This is a genomic window from Xanthomonas hortorum (assembly GCF_011305375.1).
In the GTDB taxonomy this organism is placed as follows: Bacteria; Pseudomonadota; Gammaproteobacteria; order Xanthomonadales; family Xanthomonadaceae; genus Xanthomonas; species Xanthomonas hortorum_E.
The window spans coordinates 60,509-80,463 of sequence record NZ_VCME01000010.1 but is presented as its reverse complement, the minus strand read 5'-3'; the positions used below and the strand labels follow the sequence as shown (position 1 = coordinate 80,463).

The 19,955-nt window shown below is 65.3% G+C and carries 16 protein-coding genes; 15 read left to right on the top strand and 1 reads right to left on the bottom strand.

The features are described 5' to 3' along the window. Positions 1–152: 152 nt before the first annotated feature. The 12 genes from FFY45_RS11065 (at position 153) to gspN (ending at position 10,971) form a co-directional block, all read left to right on the top strand. The gene (locus tag FFY45_RS11065) at positions 153–965 is read left to right on the top strand and encodes a type II secretion system protein N (protein ID WP_176340469.1); all 813 of its coding nucleotides are present in this window, start codon (positions 153–155) and stop codon (positions 963–965) included. Continuing rightward, a complete protein-coding gene (gene gspD / locus FFY45_RS11060; RefSeq protein WP_176340468.1) occupies positions 962–3,034 on the top strand; it encodes a type II secretion system secretin GspD in 2,073 nt (690 codons plus the stop codon). Before FFY45_RS11065 ends, gspD begins: the two co-directional genes overlap by 4 nt. Positions 3,035–3,038: 4 nt before the next feature. Continuing rightward, positions 3,039–4,526 (top strand): type II secretion system ATPase GspE, encoded by a 1,488-nt coding sequence (gspE, locus tag FFY45_RS11055; protein ID WP_176340467.1) that lies wholly within the window; start codon positions 3,039–3,041, stop codon positions 4,524–4,526. Then, positions 4,513–5,709, top strand: coding sequence for a type II secretion system inner membrane protein GspF (gspF, locus tag FFY45_RS11050; RefSeq protein WP_176340466.1), 1,197 nt, complete (start codon positions 4,513–4,515; stop codon positions 5,707–5,709). Before gspE ends, gspF begins: the two co-directional genes overlap by 14 nt. Positions 5,710–5,737: 28 nt before the next feature. Next, positions 5,738–6,202, top strand: a complete 465-nt coding sequence (gspG, locus tag FFY45_RS11045; protein ID WP_176340465.1) for a type II secretion system major pseudopilin GspG — start codon at positions 5,738–5,740, stop codon at positions 6,200–6,202. A 66-nt stretch (positions 6,203–6,268) separates the two neighbouring features. Then, on the top strand, positions 6,269–6,727 hold the full coding sequence (locus FFY45_RS11040) for a GspH/FimT family pseudopilin (protein ID WP_176340464.1): 459 nt from the start codon (positions 6,269–6,271) through the stop codon (positions 6,725–6,727). Next, positions 6,711–7,091 carry a type II secretion system minor pseudopilin GspI gene (gspI, locus tag FFY45_RS11035; RefSeq protein ID WP_176340463.1) on the top strand — a complete coding sequence of 127 codons (381 nt, stop codon included), beginning with the start codon at positions 6,711–6,713 and terminating at the stop codon, positions 7,089–7,091. Before FFY45_RS11040 ends, gspI begins: the two co-directional genes overlap by 17 nt. Beyond that, positions 7,088–7,711 (top strand): type II secretion system minor pseudopilin GspJ, encoded by a 624-nt coding sequence (gene gspJ, locus FFY45_RS11030; protein ID WP_176340462.1) that lies wholly within the window; start codon positions 7,088–7,090, stop codon positions 7,709–7,711. Before gspI ends, gspJ begins: the two co-directional genes overlap by 4 nt. After that, a complete protein-coding gene (gspK, locus tag FFY45_RS11025) occupies positions 7,708–8,700 on the top strand; it encodes a type II secretion system minor pseudopilin GspK (protein ID WP_176340461.1) in 993 nt (330 codons plus the stop codon). The genes gspJ and gspK overlap by 4 nt, the downstream gene beginning before the upstream one ends. Next, positions 8,697–9,785: a type II secretion system protein GspL gene (gene gspL, locus FFY45_RS11020; protein ID WP_176340460.1), complete on the top strand. Its 1,089-nt coding sequence runs from the start codon at positions 8,697–8,699 to the stop codon at positions 9,783–9,785. Before gspK ends, gspL begins: the two co-directional genes overlap by 4 nt. After that, positions 9,782–10,258, top strand: coding sequence for a type II secretion system protein M (locus FFY45_RS11015; RefSeq protein ID WP_176340459.1), 477 nt, complete (start codon positions 9,782–9,784; stop codon positions 10,256–10,258). The genes gspL and FFY45_RS11015 overlap by 4 nt, the downstream gene beginning before the upstream one ends. Positions 10,259–10,290: 32 nt before the next feature. Beyond that, a complete protein-coding gene (gspN, locus tag FFY45_RS11010; RefSeq protein WP_176340523.1) occupies positions 10,291–10,971 on the top strand; it encodes a type II secretion system protein N in 681 nt (226 codons plus the stop codon). A 46-nt stretch (positions 10,972–11,017) separates the two neighbouring features. Here gspN and FFY45_RS11005 read toward each other — a convergent pair whose 3' ends face one another. Beyond that, positions 11,018–11,278, bottom strand: coding sequence for a hypothetical protein (locus tag FFY45_RS11005; RefSeq protein WP_176340458.1), 261 nt, complete (start codon positions 11,276–11,278; stop codon positions 11,018–11,020). Positions 11,279–11,698: 420 nt separating this feature from the next. On the opposite strand from FFY45_RS11005, the gene FFY45_RS11000 reads away from it, so the two are divergent. From FFY45_RS11000 to FFY45_RS10990, 3 genes are all read left to right on the top strand, one after another. After that, positions 11,699–14,407, top strand: a complete 2,709-nt coding sequence (locus FFY45_RS11000; RefSeq protein ID WP_176340457.1) for a TonB-dependent receptor — start codon at positions 11,699–11,701, stop codon at positions 14,405–14,407. A 165-nt stretch (positions 14,408–14,572) separates the two neighbouring features. Continuing rightward, positions 14,573–17,467, top strand: coding sequence for a beta-galactosidase GalA (gene galA, locus FFY45_RS10995; RefSeq protein ID WP_176340456.1), 2,895 nt, complete (start codon positions 14,573–14,575; stop codon positions 17,465–17,467). After that, complete coding sequence (locus FFY45_RS10990) at positions 17,464–19,875, top strand: alpha-N-acetylglucosaminidase (protein ID WP_176340455.1); 2,412 nt, start codon at positions 17,464–17,466, stop codon at positions 19,873–19,875. The genes galA and FFY45_RS10990 overlap by 4 nt, the downstream gene beginning before the upstream one ends. The last annotated feature ends 80 nt before the right edge of the window (positions 19,876–19,955 follow it).

Sequence of the window (19,955 nt, the reverse complement as noted above, 5' to 3'; positions counted from 1 at the left end):
CGTACAGCTGTCAACGCAAACGCCCGCTGTGCCTCGCATGGCGGGCGTTTTGCGTTTGATGGTGTGTCGCCGTGTGTCGGCATGTGTCATCGGTTTCTTTGAACTGACACATTGCTGCCGCATTCTGTCATCCGACCGCAATCCTGAGACGGATGTCCGCTTTGCAGCGCGTTTTGCCCTCCTTGAAACCCGTGATGACGCTGCGTGGTGTTCGCACTGCGGTGGCCTGCGTGCTGCTTGCGGTGTTGGCACTGCAGTGCGCGCGCTTGCTGTGGGTGTTGATCACACCGATCGGGCCGTTGGGCACTGGCCAGGTCGCCACGGTAGCTAATGCGGATCTGCCCGCACTGCGCCGCGATGTGTTCTACCGCAGCGGGCCCGAGAGCAACAGCGACGGCATCGTGTTGCATGGGGTACGCGCAGGCGGTACGCAAGCGGCTGCGTTTTTGAGCAGTGGCGATGGCAAGCAAGGCGCGTATCGCGTGGGCGATGCCGTGGTGCCTGGCGTGGTGGTGCACGCGATCGCGAGCGATCACGTGTTGCTGCGTGCAAGCAACGGCTTGCGGCGTCTGGCGTTGGTCGAATCCACGGCGGCGTCGTCGAGCGCATCGCCTGCAACGAGCGCGACAACAGCGACAAGCGCGGCACCTGCCGTGATGTCGAATGTCGGCACAGCGGCTGGCACAGTCGCCGCCTCCGTCGACCCGCAACAACTGCTGACGACCGCCGGTTTGCTTGCAAGTACGGATGGCAGCGGCTTCACCGTGATGCCGCGCGGCGATGGCGCACTGTTGCGCCAGGCCGGCCTGGCACCGGGCGATGTGCTGACTCAAATCAATGGCCGCACGCTCGATGCCGAACACCTGCGCGAGCTGCAGGACGAACTGCGCGATGGCCAGGCGGCCACGCTGACCTACCGCCGCGACGGCCAGACCCACACCATGACCTTGAAGCGCCCGCAATGACCGCTGTTCGCCCTGTATGGCTGCTTTCAGCCACGTTGTTGTTCGCACTGCCGGCGGTGCCGATGGTGTCGCTGCATGCCGCCGATGCGCCGGCCGTACGCTTGCAAGATGTGGACCTGCGCGCCTTCATCCAGGATGTGTCGCGTGCCACCGGCATCACCTTCATCGTGGACACGCGCGTGCAGGGCACCGTCAATGTGGCGCGTGCGCAGGCGATGTCGGAAGAGGATTTGCTCGGCATGCTGCTGGCGGTGTTGCGTGCCAATGGCTTGATCGCGGTGTCCAGTGGTCCTTCGACCTATCGCATCATTCCCGACGACACCGCAGCGCAACAGCCTGGCAGCGCAGCCAACGGCAACCTGGGATTTGCCACGCAGGTGTTCACCTTGCAACGCGTGGATGCACGCAGCGCTGCGGAGATTCTCAAGCCCTTGATCGGCCGCGGCGGGGTGATCATGGCGATGCCGCAAGGCAACAGCCTGCTGATTGCCGACTACGCCGACAATCTGCGTCGCGTGCGCGGCCTGGTCGCACAGATCGACACCGACCGCGCGGCGATCGACACGGTGACCTTGCGCAATAGCTCGGCGCAGGAACTGGCGCGCACGCTGACCTCGCTGTTCGGCCAGGCCGGCGAGCGCAGCAATGTGCTGTCGGTGTTGCCGGTGGAAAGCAGCAATTCGCTGATCGTACGCGGCGATCCGGCGCTGGTGCAGCGTGTGGTGCGCACCGCGGTGGATCTGGATGGACGCGCCGAGCGCCGTGGCGATGTCAGCGTGGTGCGTCTGCAACACGCCAGTGCCGAACAATTGCTGCCCGTGTTGCAGCAGCTGGTCGGGCAGACGCCAGGCAATGACGCGCAGCCTGGGCAGGATGCGCGCCCGACTGCCGTGGATGTGGCGGCCGCTGCCGGTGGTGCACAGACGCAGGTGATTGCACCGGCTGCCGGCAAGCGCCCGGTGATCGTGCGTTACCCAGGCTCCAATGCCTTGATCATCAACGCCGACCCGGAAACCCAGCGCGCCTTGATGGACGTGATCCGGCAGCTGGACGTGCATCGCGAGCAGGTCCTGGTCGAAGCGATTGTGGTGGAGATCTCCGACACCGCCGCCAAGCGCCTGGGCGTGCAGCTGCTGCTGGCCGGCCGCAATGGCACGGTGCCGTTGATCGCCACACAATACAGCGGTGCAGCGCCGGGCATCGTGCCGCTGGCCGCTGCGGCTGCCGGCACGCGCAGCAACAATGGCGAAGACGATTCGGTGCTGGAGCAGGCGCGCAATGTGGCCGCGCAATCGTTGCTGGGGTTGAGCGGCGGCTTGATCGGCCTGGCCGGGCAAAGCAACGATGCGGTGTTCGGCATGATCATCGATGCGGTCAAGAGCGATACCGGCTCCAACCTGTTGTCCACACCGTCGATCATGACGCTGGACAACGAGCAGGCGCGCATTCTGGTCGGCCAGGAAGTGCCGATCACCACCGGCGAAGTGCTGGGCACCGCCAACGTCAATCCGTTCCGCACCATCCAGCGCCAGGATGTGGGCGTGCAGCTGGAAGTGCGCCCGCAGATCAATACGGCCGGTGGCATCACGCTGGCGATCAAGCAGGAAGTATCGGCGATCGCCGGGCCGGTCAGCGCGCAGTCCTCGGAGCTGGTGTTCAACAAGCGCCAGATCGAAACCCGCGTGGTGGTGGAAAACGGCGCCATCGTCGCACTCGGTGGCCTGCTCGATCAGAACGACCGCCAGACCGTGGAAAAGGTACCGCTGCTGGGCGATGTGCCCGGCCTGGGCGCGCTGTTCCGGCATAAATCGCGCAATCGCGACAAGACCAATCTGATGGTGTTCATTCGCCCGACCATCATCCGCGATGCGGCCGATGCGCAGCGCATGACCGCACCGCGCTACAACTATCTGCGCGATCGCCAGTTGGCCGATGGCGACCCGGAAGCCGCGCTCGATGCACTGGTGCGCGACTATCTGCGTGCACAGCCGCCGCAGTTGCCGGCCGCGCCATCGTCGGTGGCGCCAGCACCGACGCCTGCGCCCAGCGCACGCCCCGTGCAGCGCTGATGCCATGAGCAGTGCGCGCGCCAGCATTTCGTATGCGTTCGCCAAGCGTCACGGCGTGGTGCTGCTCGGCAGCGACAGCGCTGCGCAGATCGGCCTGCGCGAAGGTGGCGATGTGCAGGCCTTGATCGAGTTGCGGCGCACGCTGGGTGTGCCACTGCAGGTACGCACCTTGGCGCCGTCGGTGTTCGACCGGCATGTGTCGGAGATCTACGCCGATGCCGGCATGGAGCAGGGCGTGCAGGTGGAGGCGCTGGATCTGCACGGCAGCCTGGATTCGTTGATCGACGATATCCCCACCGCCGATCTGCTCGACAGCCAGGACGATGCGCCGATCATCCGCTTGATCAACGGCATCATCGCCGAGGCTGCACGCCTGGGCGCCTCGGATGTGCATCTGGAATCCTACGAATCGCGCTTGCGCGTGCGGCTGCGCGTGGATGGCGTGATGCGCGAAGCGGCGACCTTGCCCGGACGCATCGCCCCGCTGCTGGTGTCGCGCGTCAAGGTGATGGCACGCCTGGATATCGCCGAAAAACGCATTCCGCAAGATGGCCGCGTGTCGTTGGTGATGGGTGCCAAAGCGTTGGATGTACGTGTCTCCACGCTGCCTACGCGCAGCAGCGAGCGCGTGGTGCTGCGAATCCTGGACAAGGAGCAGGGCACGCTGTCGTTGGCACAGTTGGGCATGCCGCCGGCGGTGATGCACACGGTGCAGCGCGCCTTGCAGGTGCCCAACGGCATCGTGCTGGTCACTGGCCCGACCGGTTCGGGCAAGACCACCACGCTGTATGCGGCGCTGAGCCTGCTCAACGATGGTTCGCGCAATATCCTCACGGTGGAAGACCCAGTGGAATACGCCATTGATGGTGTCGGCCAGACCCAGGTCAACGCACGTGTCGGCATGACCTTTGCGGCCGGCCTGCGCGCGATCCTGCGGCAGGACCCGGACGTGGTGATGATCGGCGAGATCCGCGATACCGAGACCGCGCAGATTGCCGTGCAGGCCAGTTTGACCGGCCACCTGGTGCTGTCCACCGTGCACACCAACGATGCGGTGGGCGCGGTCACGCGCCTGCGCGATATGGGCATCGAACCGTTTCTGCTCGCATCGAGCCTGCGATTGATTCTGGCGCAGCGGCTGGTGCGGCGCCTGTGCACGCAGTGCCGCGCACCGCGCCCGCTGGATGCCGGCACGCGCCAGATGTTGGATGCCACGGACGCGGCAACGATCTACAGCGCGGTGGGCTGCACAGCCTGCCATCACAGCGGTTATGCCGGGCGCGTGGGCATTTACGAAGCCATCGCGGTGGACGATGCAATGCGCCGCCTGATCGGCGACAACGCCGACGAAGATGCATTAGCGGCGGTGGCCTTCGCACGCGCGCCGCGCCTGGGCGATGCCGCGCGCGCGGCGGTGCTGCAAGGTCTCACCACACTGGAGGAAGCGCTGCGCGTCACCCGCCAGCAGGACGATGCACATGCCACGGTTTGATTACACCGTGCTCGATCTGCACGGGTACAGCCGCCAGGGCGTGATCACTGCCGACAACGCGCAAAGTGCGCGTGCGCAGCTGGAGCAGCGGCAGTGGGTGCCGGTGCGCGTGGAGGTGGCTGCTGCAACCAGCAGCGTGCGCCCGGCGCGTTTCAGCGGCAAGGATCTGGTGCTGTTCACCCGCCAGCTCGCCACGCTGGTGGAGACCGCGCCGTTGGAAGAAGCGCTGCGCACCATCGGCACCCAGTCCGAACGCCGCGGCGTGCGCCGGGTCACCAGCCAGACGCACGGGCTGGTGGTCGAAGGCTTCCGTCTGTCCGATGCGATGACACGCCAGGGCAACGCGTTTCCGCCGCTGTATCGCGCGATGGTGGCCGCGGGCGAAAGCGCCGGTGCGTTGCCGCAGGTGCTAGAGCGGTTGGCGGATCTGTTGGAGCGCCAAGCGCAGGTGCGCAGCAAGTTGCAGTCTGCGTTGGTCTATCCGGCGGCGTTGGCGTTGACCGCCGGTGCGGTGGTGATCGTGCTGATGACCTTCGTGGTGCCCAAGGTGGTGGACCAGTTCGATTCGATGGGGCGTGCGTTGCCGTTGCTGACGCGCATGGTGATTGGCGTCTCCAACTTTCTGTTGCATGCGGGCATTCCGCTACTGATTGCGTTGGTCATTGCGGTGATCGCGGCGCTGCGGTTGCTCAAGCGCCCGGAGCTGCGCCTGGCGGCCGACCGCGCGTTGCTGCGTGCGCCCTTGCTCGGCCGGTTGATCCGCGATCTGCATGCCGCACGCATGGCGCGCACCCTGGCCATCATGGTCAACAGCGGGCTGCCGTTGATGGAAGGCTTGATGATCGCCGCGCGCACCGTCGACAACCGCGCGTTGCGGCTGGCCACCGACAACATGGTCACCGCGATTCGTGAGGGCGGCAGCCTGGCCGCGGCGATGAAGCGGGCGGGCGTGTTTCCACCGACGCTGTTGTACATGGCCTCCAGCGGCGAAAACAGCGGGCGCCTGGCGCCGATGCTGGAACGCGCTGCCGATTATCTGGAGCGCGAATTCGAGTCGTTCACCACCGCGGCGATGAGCCTGCTGGAGCCGGCCATCATCGTGCTGCTCGGCGGCGTAGTGGCGGTGATCGTGCTGTCGATCCTGCTGCCCATTCTGCAATTCAACACCCTCGCGCTTGGTTGAGCGCGGCCGCCTATCCTTGGAGATCCTCATGCAGTCCATCCATCCTCGCGTACGCATCGGCTCGCTCACATCGCACGGGCGCATGCGCGGCTTCACCCTGGTCGAGTTGATGGTGGTGATCGTCATCATCGGCCTGCTCGCCACCGTGGTGATGATCAACGTGATGCCCAGCCAGGACCGCGCCATGGTCGAAAAAGCGCGTGCCGACGTGGCGGTGCTGGAGCAGGCGCTGGAAACCTATCGGCTGGACAACCTCGGCTACCCGAGCACCGAACAGGGCTTGCAGGCCCTGCTCAACCCGCCGAGCGGATTGACCCGGCCCGAGCGGTATCGGCAGGGTGGCTATATCCGCCGCCTGCCGGAAGATCCGTGGGGCCACGCGTATCAGTACCGTCGCCCGGGCCGCAGTGGTGGCTTCGATGTGTATTCGTTCGGCGCCGATGGCGTGGAAGGTGGCGACGCCGACACTGCCGATATCGGCAACTGGCGCTGAGCCGCACCCGTGCTCGCGCAAATGGCCATTGCAAGGCAACGCACGGCAAGCACGCCGCGCGCGCGCATGTCGCTTGCGCATGCGCGCGGCTTCACCTTGCTCGAACTGCTCGCGGTGCTGGTGATCACCGCACTCGCCAGCACCTTGGTGGTGATGACCTTGCCCGATACACGGCGCGATCTGCACGACCAGGCCGACGCGTTGGCCAGCGCCCTGCTGCATGCACGCGACGAGGCGATCCTGAGCCTGCGCATGGTCGAGGTGACTGTCGATGCGGGCGGTTATGCGTTTCGACGCCAGGCGCAGCAGCATTGGGTGCCACTGGATGAGAAACCCTTTACCGCACTGCGTTGGCCAGCTGGCGTGCAGACCGCGTTGCCGGTTGGGGGCACGCAAGTGAGCGTGCGTTTCGATCCTACCGGTGCGGCCACGCCGCAACGCATCGCGCTGGCTGACGGTCAACAGCAGGTGCAGGTACTGGTGGATGCAGCCGGCGTGGTACGGGTCGATGCGCCACAACGGTAATCGCCAGGACAGCGCTGGATTCTCGCTGCTCGAACTGATGGTCGCGCTGGCGATCTTCGGTATGGCCGTGGTTGGCTTGCTGAATTTGTCCGGCGAAAGCACGCGCACTGCGGTGGTGCTGGAAGAACGTGCGTTGGCTGCGGTAGTTGCAGAGAATCAGGCAATCGAAGCGATGCTCGCGCCCACGGCCGCAGCGCTGGCGCCGGCGAATGGGCAAGAGGCACTGGGCGGACGCACATGGGACTGGCAGCGCAAGTCGATGCCGGCCGGCGGCGCAGGCATGGTGCGGATCCAGGTGCAGGTGCGGGCCGCAGCGCAGGCGCAGGAAATCGCCAGCCTCAGCGTCTTGCGGAGCGCCGAATGATTCGCGCACGTCGTGCCACAGTGTGTACCCGTGGCAGTGCGGGCTTCACCTTGATCGAGCTGCTGGTCGCACTGGCCGTGTTCGCACTGGTGGCGGTCGCGGCGGTGGTGGTGATGCGGCAGAGCATCGATCAGCGCGATGCGGTGCGTGCGCGCCTGCAGCAGATTCGTGAGTTTCAACTTGCCCATGGTCTGCTGCGTAGCGATCTGCAGCAGGCCGCTGTGCGGCGCACGCGCAACAGCGAGGGCGGCGCTGCACGCACCGCGTTCGTCGCAAGCCCGCCGGGTGCGCCCGGGCCCTTGTTCGGGTTTGTGCGGCGCGGTTGGAGCAATCCGGATCAGGCGCCGCGTGCGTCGTTGCAGTATGTGGAGTACCGCGTGGTCGATGGACGCCTGGAGCGCAGTGCACGCCCCGCACTCGATGGCGCAGTTGCCGGCACGCCGCAGGTGGTGCTGCGTGGCGTGCGCTCGGCGGTGGTGGGGTTTCACTATCGCGCGCAGTGGAGCGATGGCTGGAGCGGCGGGCTCGAGGCACTGCCGGATGCGATCTCGCTGGAGCTGGACCTGGAGCAATGGGGCCGCGTGCGTCAGCTGTTCGTGCTGCCGGAGGGACGCGGATGAAAGCCTTGAACGCAGTGACGCAGCAACGCGGCGTCGCACTGCTGACGGTGTTGTTGCTGGTCGCGGTGATGACGCTGCTGATGGTGGCGGTGCTGGACGATCTGCGCTTCGGTCTGCGTCGTAGCGGCAATGGCGAGGCGATGACGCAGGCGCAGTGGTACGCGCTGGGCACCGAAACCATTGCGCTGCAACGTCTGCAGGCATTGGCCAGGCGCGACCCGATGCGCACCACGCTGGAGGGCGGCTGGAACGATCAACCGATCACCTTCCCGCTGGACGACGGCGCGGTGAGCGTGCGTCTGCGCGACCGCGGCGGCTGTTTCAATCTCAACAGTGTGGTCGCCGGCGCTCCCGAGCAATGGCAACGCAACGACGACGGCACACGCCAATACATCGCGTTGCTGCTGGTGCTCGGCATCGCGCCGCAACAGGCGCAGGCCTTGAGCGATGCGCTGGTGGACTGGATCGACAGCGACAGCCAACCCGGTGCGCAGGGCGCTGAAGACGATCGTTACCTGCAATCGGCAGTGCCGTTGCGCACCGGGGCGACCTTGCTGGCGGGCATCAGCGAGCTGCGCGCCATCGCCGGCTATACGCCGCAGGTGATCGCGCAATTGCGGCCATATGTGTGTGCATTGCCGGAGGGGCGCTTGTCGCCGATCAATATCAATACGCTCAGCCTGGAAGATGCGCCGGTGTTGGTAGCGCTGACCGAAGGCGCATTGGAGCTGCCAGCTGCGCGACGCGTCATTGCCGCGCGGCCGGCCGGAGGATGGCGCGACGCCAAGACGTTCCTGAGCCAGCCTGCGCTGATGCAGGCCGAGCCTTCCAACGCAGTGTTGGAACAATTCGAACTACGCACCAGCTATTTCTCCCTCTACAGCCAGGTCGACCACGCCGGCGCGCAGGTCATGCTGGATGCCTTGTTGCAGCAAGATCCTGCGGGGCGTGTGCGGCTGGTGGCACGCCAATGGAGTTCCGACGAATGAGTACCACCTTGTTGTTGCTGCCGGCCGATGCCACCGCGCAAGCCATTGTCGTGCGCGTCGATGCGCATGGCCAGGTGCTGCCACAGCGCGCAGCCAGCGCGCCATTTGAATCATCCGCACGTAGCGTGCTGGTGGTGCCGGGCGTGGATGTGCAGTTGCGCTGGCTGACATTGCCGGGCCGCAGCACCGCGCAATCGATAGCCGCCGCACGCCTGCAACTGGCCGAGCATCTGGCCGTGGAGACGCAGACCTTGCATGTGGTGATCGCCGAGACTGCCGAAGCCGATGGCACGCGCCTGGTGGCTGCGGTGGAGAGCGCGGTGATGCAGCAGTGGTTGGCGCGCGCAGCGCAGCTAGGCGTCACCCCCTATGCCGTAGTGCCCGATTGCCTGTTGCTGGGGCCCGGTGCCGACGGTGCGGCGGCAGTGATGGACTGGGATGGCCGTTGGCTGATCCGCAGCGCAGGCCTGGCCTGCAGCCTGGAGCCCGAGGTTGCACGCATGCTGCTGGGCGAGCGCGCACCGGTACAGCCACCAATGTCCGATCCTGCGCTGACGATCGCCTGCTTTGCCCGATGCGCCACACACGCGCCGATCAATCTGCTGCAGCAGGCATTCGCTGCAAAGCAGGCCATTGCGCAGATGGTCACGCCGCGTCGTCTTGCAGCGTTGGCCGCGCTGGTGTTGCTGTCGCCACTGCTGCTGATGCTGGCGCAGACACTGCGCTACGAGATCGGTGCGCGCATGCTGCAATCGCGCGCCGCCGCGCAGTTGGGCGTGCACGACGCAGCGGCGGTGCCGGCAGCGCTGCAGGCTCGCCGGCATGCTGGCGCAGCGGTCGATACCCTGGCGATGCAGCTCGGCACCTTGTTCGCCGCAGTCGATGCCATTCCCGCTGCTGAACTGGATCAGCTCGACTATCAATCCGCACAGCCGTTGCGGGCCACACTGCTGCATACCGATGCCGCCAGCGTGCAGCAACTTTCCGCGCGGCTGGCAGAGGCAGGATGGAGGTTGCAACCAGGCACCAGCCAGAGCGAGGACGATCGCCTGCGCACGCCATTCGTGCTGGAGCCAGTGCAATGAGTGCAGGTCTGCAACGCGGCCATCAATGGTGGCAGACGCGTGCGCCGCGCGAGCGGGTGATGCTGGGTGTGATGTGCGTCGCAGTGGCCGCGTTCGTCGGTTGGTATGCGCTTTACCTGCCGCTGCGGCACTGGCGTGTACAGGCGCAGGCGCGTTACGCAGATGCGGCGCAGCTGGTACTGGATGCATCCGCGCAGGCATCGGCAACCAAGCGCACCGCCGCAGCGGGCACAGCGGAGCTGGCCGAGATCATCGCAAGCAGCGCACGCGATGCCGGTGTCGGCATCACCTCGCAACAGCGCAGCGCTGCGGGCGGGGTGGACGTGCAGATCGATGCGGTGAGCGCCACCACCTTGTTCGCCTGGCTGGAACGGCTGCGGCAAGCGCATGGCCTGGCACCGACGCAGCTGAGCATCGTGCGCGACCAGGGCCAACTGCGGGTACGCTGCGGGTTTGCGGAGCCCACACCGTGACGCGCACGCGTTGGATCCTGGTATTTGCACTGATGCTGTTGGTCGCGCTGCTGGCATGGCTGCCACTGCGCCTGGTGCTGCCACGCGAAGGGCTGCCGTTTTCGGTGCTGGACGTGGAAGGGCCGGTGTGGGCCGGCACGTTGCGGCAGGTGCAATGGCAAGGCATCGCATTCGGCGATGTCGCGGTGCGGCCACGCGTCTGGCTGTTGTTGCGTGGCGAGCGCCAGGTGCACCTGCAGACCACGCAGCTGCAAGTGCTGCTGGTGGATGGCACGCAACACGGCATTCGCGATGCGCAGGGGCAGTTGTTGGTACGCCAGCCTGCGGGGATGACCTTGATCGATCTGGCATTGGAACTGCAGCAGGTCGATCTGCTATTCGATGCCACCCGCTGCGTGCACGCACGCGGGCGGGTCAGCCTGCAACTGCTGCCGAGTGGGGCGGGCGAGCTGCCGGGTTTGCCGCCGCTACGGTTATCCGGGCAACCGGTGTGCGTGGACGACACGGCGGTGCTGACACTGCTGCCGGACGCCGCGCTGCCTGCAGGCGTGCAGGCAGCGCGGCTGCAACTGTGGCGCGACGGACGCTGGCAGCTGCAGTCACGCGTCGATCCCGGTCAGGACGCGGTGCTGGGCGTGGGCCTGCAACTGCTGGGCTTTGCCGCCACGCCGGAGCGCACGTTGTTGCGCATCGATCAGGGGCAGTTGCGCTGAGCGCGGCTTCGCAGCTTACGCACCGGGTGATCGGTCTTCTGCACCATTAGCGTGCATGCGTGATGGCCTGTGGCTTCGTCCAGGCCGACTTGACGGCGCGCATAGCTAGCCTGCTGACAACGTTGTCGGCGTAGCGCCGCCTGTAGTCATTGCTGCCGTCAGCTGGTTGCGTTGGTGAGATATCGACACCGCTTTCGACACGCAGGAACGCCTGAATATGGACTGTGACGCAGCTTCCAGCGAATGCGGTGCGTCTGGCACATTTCGCCTGGAACAAAAATTGGTCTGGTAATGGCGAATTGGTCATTGACTGGTCCTGTGACAACGATACCCGGGATGCACCCGAATGATCCTGAGCGCACCCATAAAAACCCTTGAATAAAGGATATGGCTCCAGTCACGAGGAGCGATCAAACACTTTCGACAGTGACTGTTGACAGAATCTTTTAAAGACCATAAGAATCAAATCCACTGAATTGGTATTTGCCAGTCAGGGCCGTTGATCAGCAATGGCACGCGATGTCCGTCCTGGGAGGGAGGCGGCATCGGCACCCACGGGGGGCCGTACGGGGTGTGTCTCAAACAACAGATCGCAGGCGGTTCCGGATGTCCGGGACTGGGGGCCTGTGCGCGTGTGGGTGGGTTGCCCAACGCCGGGATCTGTCATCGCTGATCGATCGGAATGCCAGTCGCGTCGTCGTCCAGCCATTCCACCTCAGGATCTCCCATGTCACCTGTCTCGCGTGCCTCGTTGCGTTGTTGTTCGCCTTCCTCGCTGTCCATCGCCATCGCGCTGTCGCTGCTTGCCTGCGGCGCCAGCGCGCAGGCGCAGGAGTCGCCGCCTGCAGACGCTGCGCAGATTTCCCAGCTCGATACGGTCAAGGTCACCAGCTCTTACCAGAAGAGCCTGATCACCGCGATGGACAACAAGCGCGACGACGTGCGCATGACCGATGGCATCTCGGCGCAGGACATCGGCAAGTTCCCCGCCGAAAACATCGCCGAGGCGATCCAGCGCATTCCCGGTGTGCAGATTTCCACCATCAACGGGCGCGGTTCCACCATCAGCGTGCGTGGCCTGGGCCCGCAGTATTCGGCCACCACCATCAACGGTCAGGTGATCAAGAGCGCCGATTTCACCGATGGTTTCCGTTACGACATCATCCAGCCGGAAGTGGCCGCCGGTATCGAGGTGATCAAGTCGCCGTCGGCCGACATGGATGCCGGTGGGTTGTCCGGCACGGTCAACATCAACACCACCAAACCGCTGGACTACAAGCAGACCAAGCTGCTGTTTTCGGCCAAGGCGCAATACGCCGAATTTGCCGGCGGTGCGCCCACGCCCAAGGGCGTGCTGACCTATATCGACCAGTTCAAATTCGGTGGTGGCGATCTGGGCGTGTTCCTCAGCGCCGGCTATCAGAAGCTCAAGGATCGCGCCGATTATCTGTGGATCGACCGCTGGTATACGCAGCAAACCGACGCCGGCACCTTGTACATTCCGCGGCGCCCGCGCTATCGCTCGATCGAGCGCGAAACCACCCGCAAGATGTTCAACGGCGGGCTGCAGTGGAAGCCCAGCGATCAGCTGGAAATGAACCTCACCGCGCTGTATTCGCAGGACAAGACCGCCAACGACATGAACCAGTTGGTGTACTCGTTCGAGCGCAGCCCGCTGACCGTGCTGCAGACCAACGGGCTCACTGCCACGCAAGTGTCGGCGTCGGACTACTGGCTGGAAAACAACCGCCAGATCGAACAGCACGATCTGTCCACACGGCTGCTGACCTACGACTTCAAGTGGAAGGGCGATGCCTGGACCTTGAGTGGCGCGGCCAATTACACCGAAGGCAAGACCGACGAAAACGAGCGCGCGGCGATCCTGGGCCGCAAACCGACCTCGACGTTGCTGGACACCTCGAATTCGGATGCGATTTCGCTGATCACCGATGCCGACGCCACCGATGCCAGCGCCTGGGACAAGACCAATCTGGTGCGTAGCGAATATCCCAATGGCGGCATCCAGTCGCTCAGCAACAAGGAATGGTCGTTGCAACTGGATGCCGAGCGTTATCTGGATATGGGTGCGTTGAACGCGGTGCGCTTCGGTGCCAAATACCGCCGCGAAACCTTCGACCGCGATGTGCGCCGGCGCGATTTTCTGTATTTGCTCAGGACCGGTGCCGTATCGGGCTTCGACATGTTCCCGGAACTGTCGGCCGCCAACAGCACGGTGAGCAACTTCCTCGACGGACAACTCGCCTCGCAGGACAGCTGGGTCACCCCGGACATCGCGGCCTACGCGCGCTCGCTGGCGGCTGCCGGCATCACCGTGCCGGTGCTGTTCGCACCGCAGAGCAGCTACAGCATCGAGAACGACATTTCATCGGCCTATGCGATGGCGCGCATCGATACCGACATCGGCAGCATGCGTCTGCGTGGCAACGTGGGCATGCGGTATGAAAACACCAAACGCACCACCGACACCTACCTCACCCAGGCGCAGGCGGCCAGCGACGACGCCAACGTGGTGATCGGCACCGCGCGTGCGCCGTATGACTATTCCAACTGGTTGCCCAGTCTGAATCTGGTGCTGGACATGCGCGAGGACCTGCTGCTGCGCTTTGCCGCCGCCAAGGTGCTGGTGCGGCCGATCCTGGACAGCAACACCGCCATCGCTTCGACCATTTCCACCGGCACCAATACCGGCGGCACGACCACGTTCATCGTCACCCAGGGCCAGACCGATCTGAAGGCGCTGACCGCCGACCAGGCCGACCTGAGCCTGGAGTGGTATTACGGCAACGGTGGCGCGCTGACCGTTGCCGGCTTCTGGAAGAACATCAAGAACGGCACCTTCAACAGCATCGTCTGCCCGGGCGCGTTCAACGGCACCGCACTGTCCAGCAATGCGGCCGGCGACTGCGTGGACGGCGGCGGCAACATCTACGAGATCACCGCCACCACCAACGACCCGAGCAAGGTCAAGATTCGCGGTTACGAGCTGGGCTGGACGCAATCGCTGGATGCCTGGCTGCCGATCGATGGCTTCGGTGTGACCTCCAACTTCACCCGGGTGATTCCGCAGCGCGATACGGCATTCCAGATCCGCAATCTGTCCGAGCAGACCTGGAACGCCACCGCATACTGGGAAAGCCAGCATTATTCGGCGCGCGTCTCGCTCAACCATCGCAGTGAGTACGAGCAGGACAGCAGCGACAGCTTCTTCGCGCGCGAAGGCCACACCATGAAGGCGCGCACGCAGCTGGATGCGGTGCTCGGGTATCAGGTCAACGACAAGCTCAGCTTCCAGCTGGGTGGTTTGAATCTCACCAACCGCACCGAAGAGGCCTACAAGGACATCACCAGCCGTTGGCAGATGACTGGCGTCACCGGTCGCAGCTACTACCTGTCGATGCAGTGGGACATGCTTTGATGGCGGGGGAGGGAGCGCAGCGCCAGCGTGCGCAGCTGCATGCTGCAGCACCCATTGAATGCAATGCTGCAGCTGCTGTTGCGGCGCACTCCAAAGATGCTGCGAGATTTGCTGCTCCGCGTCTGTCGCGGGGCACACATACAACGCTGTTGATCAGGCACTGCCATGCGCAGACGTGACTTCCTCGCAGGCAGCGTCTGCGCCTCGTCGTTGCTTGGGGTTCCGGCGCTGACTCCTGGCATGGCGAGCGCTGCAACTGCACGCGCTGGCGTTACCGGAAAGCCGCGTCCCATGCCGCCGCCATCGGTCAAAGATGGCAGTGGCCAATGGCTGGATCTGGACGAAGGCTGGCGTTTCCACGCCGGCGATCTGCCGTTCCCGCGTCTGCTTGCGCAGGACGAGACCTACGACAACGCCAAGGCCGGCCGGGCCTGGGGTGCGGCGGCGCCGGACTTCGACGACACCGGTTGGCGGCAGCTGCAACTGCCGCACGATTTTGTGGTGGAGCAGCCGGTGCGCGCCGACGCCAATATCGCGCAAGGCTATCGCCCGCGCGGTATCGCCTGGTACCGGCGCACGCTGCGGCTCGAAGAGTCCGCGCGCGGCCAGGCGGTGGAGTTGCGTCTGGACGGCATCGCCAGCCATGCCACCGTATGGGTCAACGGCATGCTGATGGCGCGCAGCTGGAGTGGCTACAACGGGTTGGTGATCGACCTCACGCCGGTCGCGCGCTACGGCAACGCCTTGAACAGCATCGCCATCCGCGTCGATGCCGAAGCCATGGACGGTTGGTGGTACGAAGGCGGCGGCATCTACCGGCACACCTGGCTGGTGTTGCGGACGCCGTTGCACATCGCCGGCGATGGCCTGGCAGCGGTGCCGCACGAAGGCCCGGGCGATGTCTGGCAGGTGCCGGTGGAGCTGGAGCTGGTCAACAGTGGCGAGCAGCCTGCCGAGGCCTGGGTAGATGTCGAACTACGCGATGCACGTGGTGTTCTGATGACGCATGGAGAGACGCAACTACGCGTCGCTGCATTCGGCACTGCGCAGGCAAAAGCGAGCGTATCGGTCGCGCAGCCGCAGCGCTGGAGCGTGGATGCGCCGGTGCTGTATCGCGTGGTGGCCAGCGTGCGCGGCGAAGACGGCCGCAGCGATCATGCCGAGTGCGAGATCGGTTTTCGCAGCCTGCGCTTCGATGCCGACCAAGGCTTTTTTCTCAATGGCCGCGCGCTCAAGATCAAGGGCGTGTGCCTGCATCAGGACCATGCCGGCGTTGGTTTGGCGCTGCCCGATGCCTTGCATGCGTTTCGCCTGCGTCGGTTGAAGTCGATGGGCTGCAACGCCATTCGCCTGCATCACGCGGTGGCGCCGGAACTGCTGCAGGCCTGCGACCGGCTGGGCATGCTGGTGATGGCCGAGAACCGCCTGTTCAATCCCGCACCCGAGTATGTGGCGCTGTTGCAAACGATGGTGCGGCGCCAGCGCAACCATCCCAGCGTGTTTTTGTGGTCGCTGCTTAACGAAGAGCCACTGCAGGGCACCGCCACCGGCTACGCCATCATGGCGCGCGCCGCCGGCGCCGTGCGTGCGCTCGACGACACCCGCCCGATCACCGCCGGCATGAACGATGGCATGTTCGCCACGCGCGGCGCGGCCGATGTGGTGGACGTGCTCGGCTTCAACTATCGCCAGTACAACTACGACCGCGTGCATGCCGCGCGCCCGCGCACGCCAATGTTGTCCAGCGAAGACACCAGTGCCTTTCAGACCCGCGGTGCGTGGTTCACCGATTTGAATGCACACGTGGTGGCCGAAGACGACAGCCTGGCCGCCGACTGGGGCAATACCCATCGCCGCGCCTGGCAGCTGATTGCCGAACGCCCATTCGTCGCCGGCAGTTTCGTGTGGACAGGGTTCGATTATCGCGGCGAACCCACGCCGTTCGAATGGCCGTCGGTGGGCTCGTTCTTCGGCATCCTGGACCAGTGCGGATTTCCCAAGGGAGCGTATTGGTTGCGCCGCGCGTTGTGGATCGACGATGCGCCGGTGCTGCATCTGTTGCCGCACTGGAACTGGCCGGGCCGCGAAGGCCAGCCGATCAAGGTGATGGCGTTCTGCAATGCCGCGCAGGTGGAGCTGTGGCTCAACGGCCGCTCGCTGGGAAAACAGGCGGTGGATCGCGCACAGATGAATCAATGGCAGGTGCAGTACGCGCCAGGCGTCCTCGAAGCGGTGGCTTGGCGCGATGGTCGCGAGGTGGCGCGCACGCGCGTGGAAACCACCAGCGCAGCGGTTGCGCTACGACTCACGCCCGACCGCCCCCAGCTACGCGGCGATGGTCGCGATGCTCAACCGGTGACCTTGGAGGCGGTGGATACGCAAGGCCGCCACGTGCCCGATTGCAATGCAACGCTGACACTGCACATCAGCGGCGGCCGGTTGCTGGGCGTGGGCAATGGCGACCCGAATGCGCACGCACCCGATCAGGCCAAGCAGGTGGCCTTGTTCAACGGGCTGGCGCAGGCCATCGTGCAGGCCGGCCGCGGTGCCGGCGTACTGCGCCTGCAGGCGCGTGCATCAGGACTGCAAGATGCGGTGGCCGAGATCGCCTGCACGGCGGTGACGCTACCGGCGTCTGTGGCAGTGGCCGCGCCGGTGATGGTGGTCGAAAGCTGGCGCCACACTGCCGCCTTCGCGCAGCCACCGGCACCGGATCTGTCGCGCCGCCCCAACGACAACAACAGCTGGAGCAATACGCTGCCCGGTACGCTGGAAACCGCACCCGAGCGCGCCGGCTACGTGTTGTACCGCGCCCAGTTCACGCCGTGGCAAGGCGTGCAGACTCACGGCGGCATGCTCGATCTGGGCCGCCTCAGCGGCCCGGCGCAGGTATTTCTGGATGGCCACGCGGTGGCACAGGCAGCGGCCGGCAAGCCGATCAAACTGACGCTTGCGCCCGCGACCGGTGTGCGCACGCTGGCGGTAATCATGCAGGTCGCTGCCGATCAGCCGTTTGGATTCCACGACGTCGTCACCGTGCATTATCGGAACTCGCCATGATCGCTTCATCGTTTTTCCCCTCGTCGTATGCGCGCCTGTTCGCCGGCGCATTGCTGAGCGCGTTGCTCGCCATTCCAGTCAGCGTGCTGGCCGCACCGCCCGCACAAGCGGTGGTGCAACGCCTGATCGGCGCGCGCGCGGCCCAGTTCGAGATGACCGTGGCACCGCGCGGCGACGGCGCAGACTGGTATCGCATCGACGCCGGTGGCGACACGGTGCGCATTGCCGGCTCCTCGCAGGTGGCATTGGCGCGCGGCGCCTACGCCTATCTGGGCCAGGCCGGTGCGGCCTCGATGAGTTGGGAAGGCGACCGCGTGGCACTGCCGGCGCAATGGCCTGCCTACAGCAGCGGCCAGGTGCGCACGCCGTTTGCGCATCGTGCCTATCTCAATACCTGCACCTACGGCTACACAACGCCGTTCTGGGACTGGCCGCGCTGGCAGCGCGAGATCGACTGGATGGCGTTGCACGGCATCGACATGCCGCTGGCGATGGAAGGGCAGGAAGCGATCTGGCAAGCGCTGTGGCGCGAGTTCGATGTGGGCGATGATGCATTGGCGGAGTATTTCTCCGGCCCGGCGTTCACCCCGTGGCAGCGCATGGGCAATATCGAAGGCTATCGCGCGCCGTTGCCGCAACAGTGGATCGACAGCAAACGCGTCCTGCAGACGCAGATCCTCACACGCATGCGCGAGCTGGGCATGCAACCGGTGCTGCCGGCATTTGCCGGCTATGTGCCCAAGGCGTTCGCGCAGGCACATCCGCATGCGCGCATCTACCGCATGCGCGCCTGGGAGGGGTTTCACGAAACCTATTGGCTGGATCCGCGCGATCCGTTGTTCGCCAAAGTCGCGCGCCGATTTCTTGAGCTGTACACGCAGACCTACGGCGCAGGCGAGTTCTATCTGGCCGATGCCTTCAACGAAATGCTGCCGCCAGTGGCCGACGACGGCAGCGACGTGGCCGCCGCCAAGTATGGCGACAGCATCGCCAACTCCGACGCCGCACGTGCCAAGGCAGTACCGCCAACGCAACGCGATGCGCGCCTGGCCGAGTACGGACAGGCGCTGTATCGCTCCATCGCCCAGGTCAATCCGCAGGCCACCTGGGTGATGCAGGGCTGGCTGTTCGGTGCCGACCGCGAGTTTTGGCAACCGCAGGCGATCGCCGCGTTTCTGGGCAGGGTGCCGGACGCGCGGTTGATGGTGCTGGACATCGGCAACGACCGGTATCCCGGCACCTGGAAGGCCTCGCAGGCCTTCGACAACAAACAATGGATCTACGGCTACGTGCACAATTACGGCGCCAGCAATCCGCTGTACGGCGACTTTGCGTTTTATCGACAGGATCTGCAGGCCTTGCTGGCCGATCCGGACAAACGCAATCTGAGCGGATTCGGCGTGTTTCCCGAAGGCTTGCACAGCAACTCGGTGGTCTACGAGTACCTCTACGCGCTGGCCTGGGAAGGTCCGCAGCAGTCCTGGTCGCAGTGGCTCACGCAGTACACGCGCGCCCGCTACGGACACAGCGATGCGGCGTTGCTGCAGGCCTGGACGGATCTGGAAGCAGGCATTTACCAGACCCGCTATTGGTCGCCGCGCTGGTGGAACAAGCGGGCCGGCGCGTATCTGTTGTTCAAGCGGCCGACTGCCGACATCGTCGGCTTCGACGATCGCCCCGGCGATCCGCAACGCCTGCGCCGCGCCATCGACGCGCTACTGCAGCAAGCCGACCGCTACGCCGATGCACCGCTGTACCGCTACGACCTGATCGAAGACGCGCGGCATTACCTCAGCCTGCACGCCGACCGCCAATTGCAAGCGGTGGTGCAGGCCTACGCCGCCGGTGATTTCGCACGCGGCGATGCGCTGTTGGCGCGCACGACGCGATTGGTGCAAGGACTCGACGCACTGGTCGGCGGCCAACACGAAACCCTCGCCGACTGGACCGGCCAGGCGGCCGCTGCCGCGGGCGACGATGCCGCGTTGCGTCGCGTGTATGTCGGCAACGCACGTGCGCAGGTCAGCGTCTGGGGCGGCGACGGCAATCTTGCCGATTATGCGTCCAAGGCGTGGCAAGGCATGTACGCGGAGTTCTATCTGCAGCGCTGGACGCGCTTTCTGAGCGCCTACCGTGCTGCACACAAGGCGGGCACGCCGTTCGACGAAGCGGCCTTCAACAAACAGCTTGCAGCGTGGGAGCGTCAATGGGCCGAGCAGGGCACGGTGCCGAAGCGCCAGCCACCACGCGATCCACTGACCTCGCTGCGCACGTTGCTGTCGCAGGTGGATGCGCACGACGATGTGCCGAGCGCTCTGCAAAGCGACATGCAAGGCGAGGTGCAAGGAATTGCGCACGGCGCCATGCACGGCACCACGCACGGAACTTTCCAAGGCGCCGCCCAATGAGCGGATCCGTCTTGCGCTTCGTCGGCATGCATGACCGCTGCAGTCGCGACGCACTCACGCAAGCCATCGGCATCAAACGC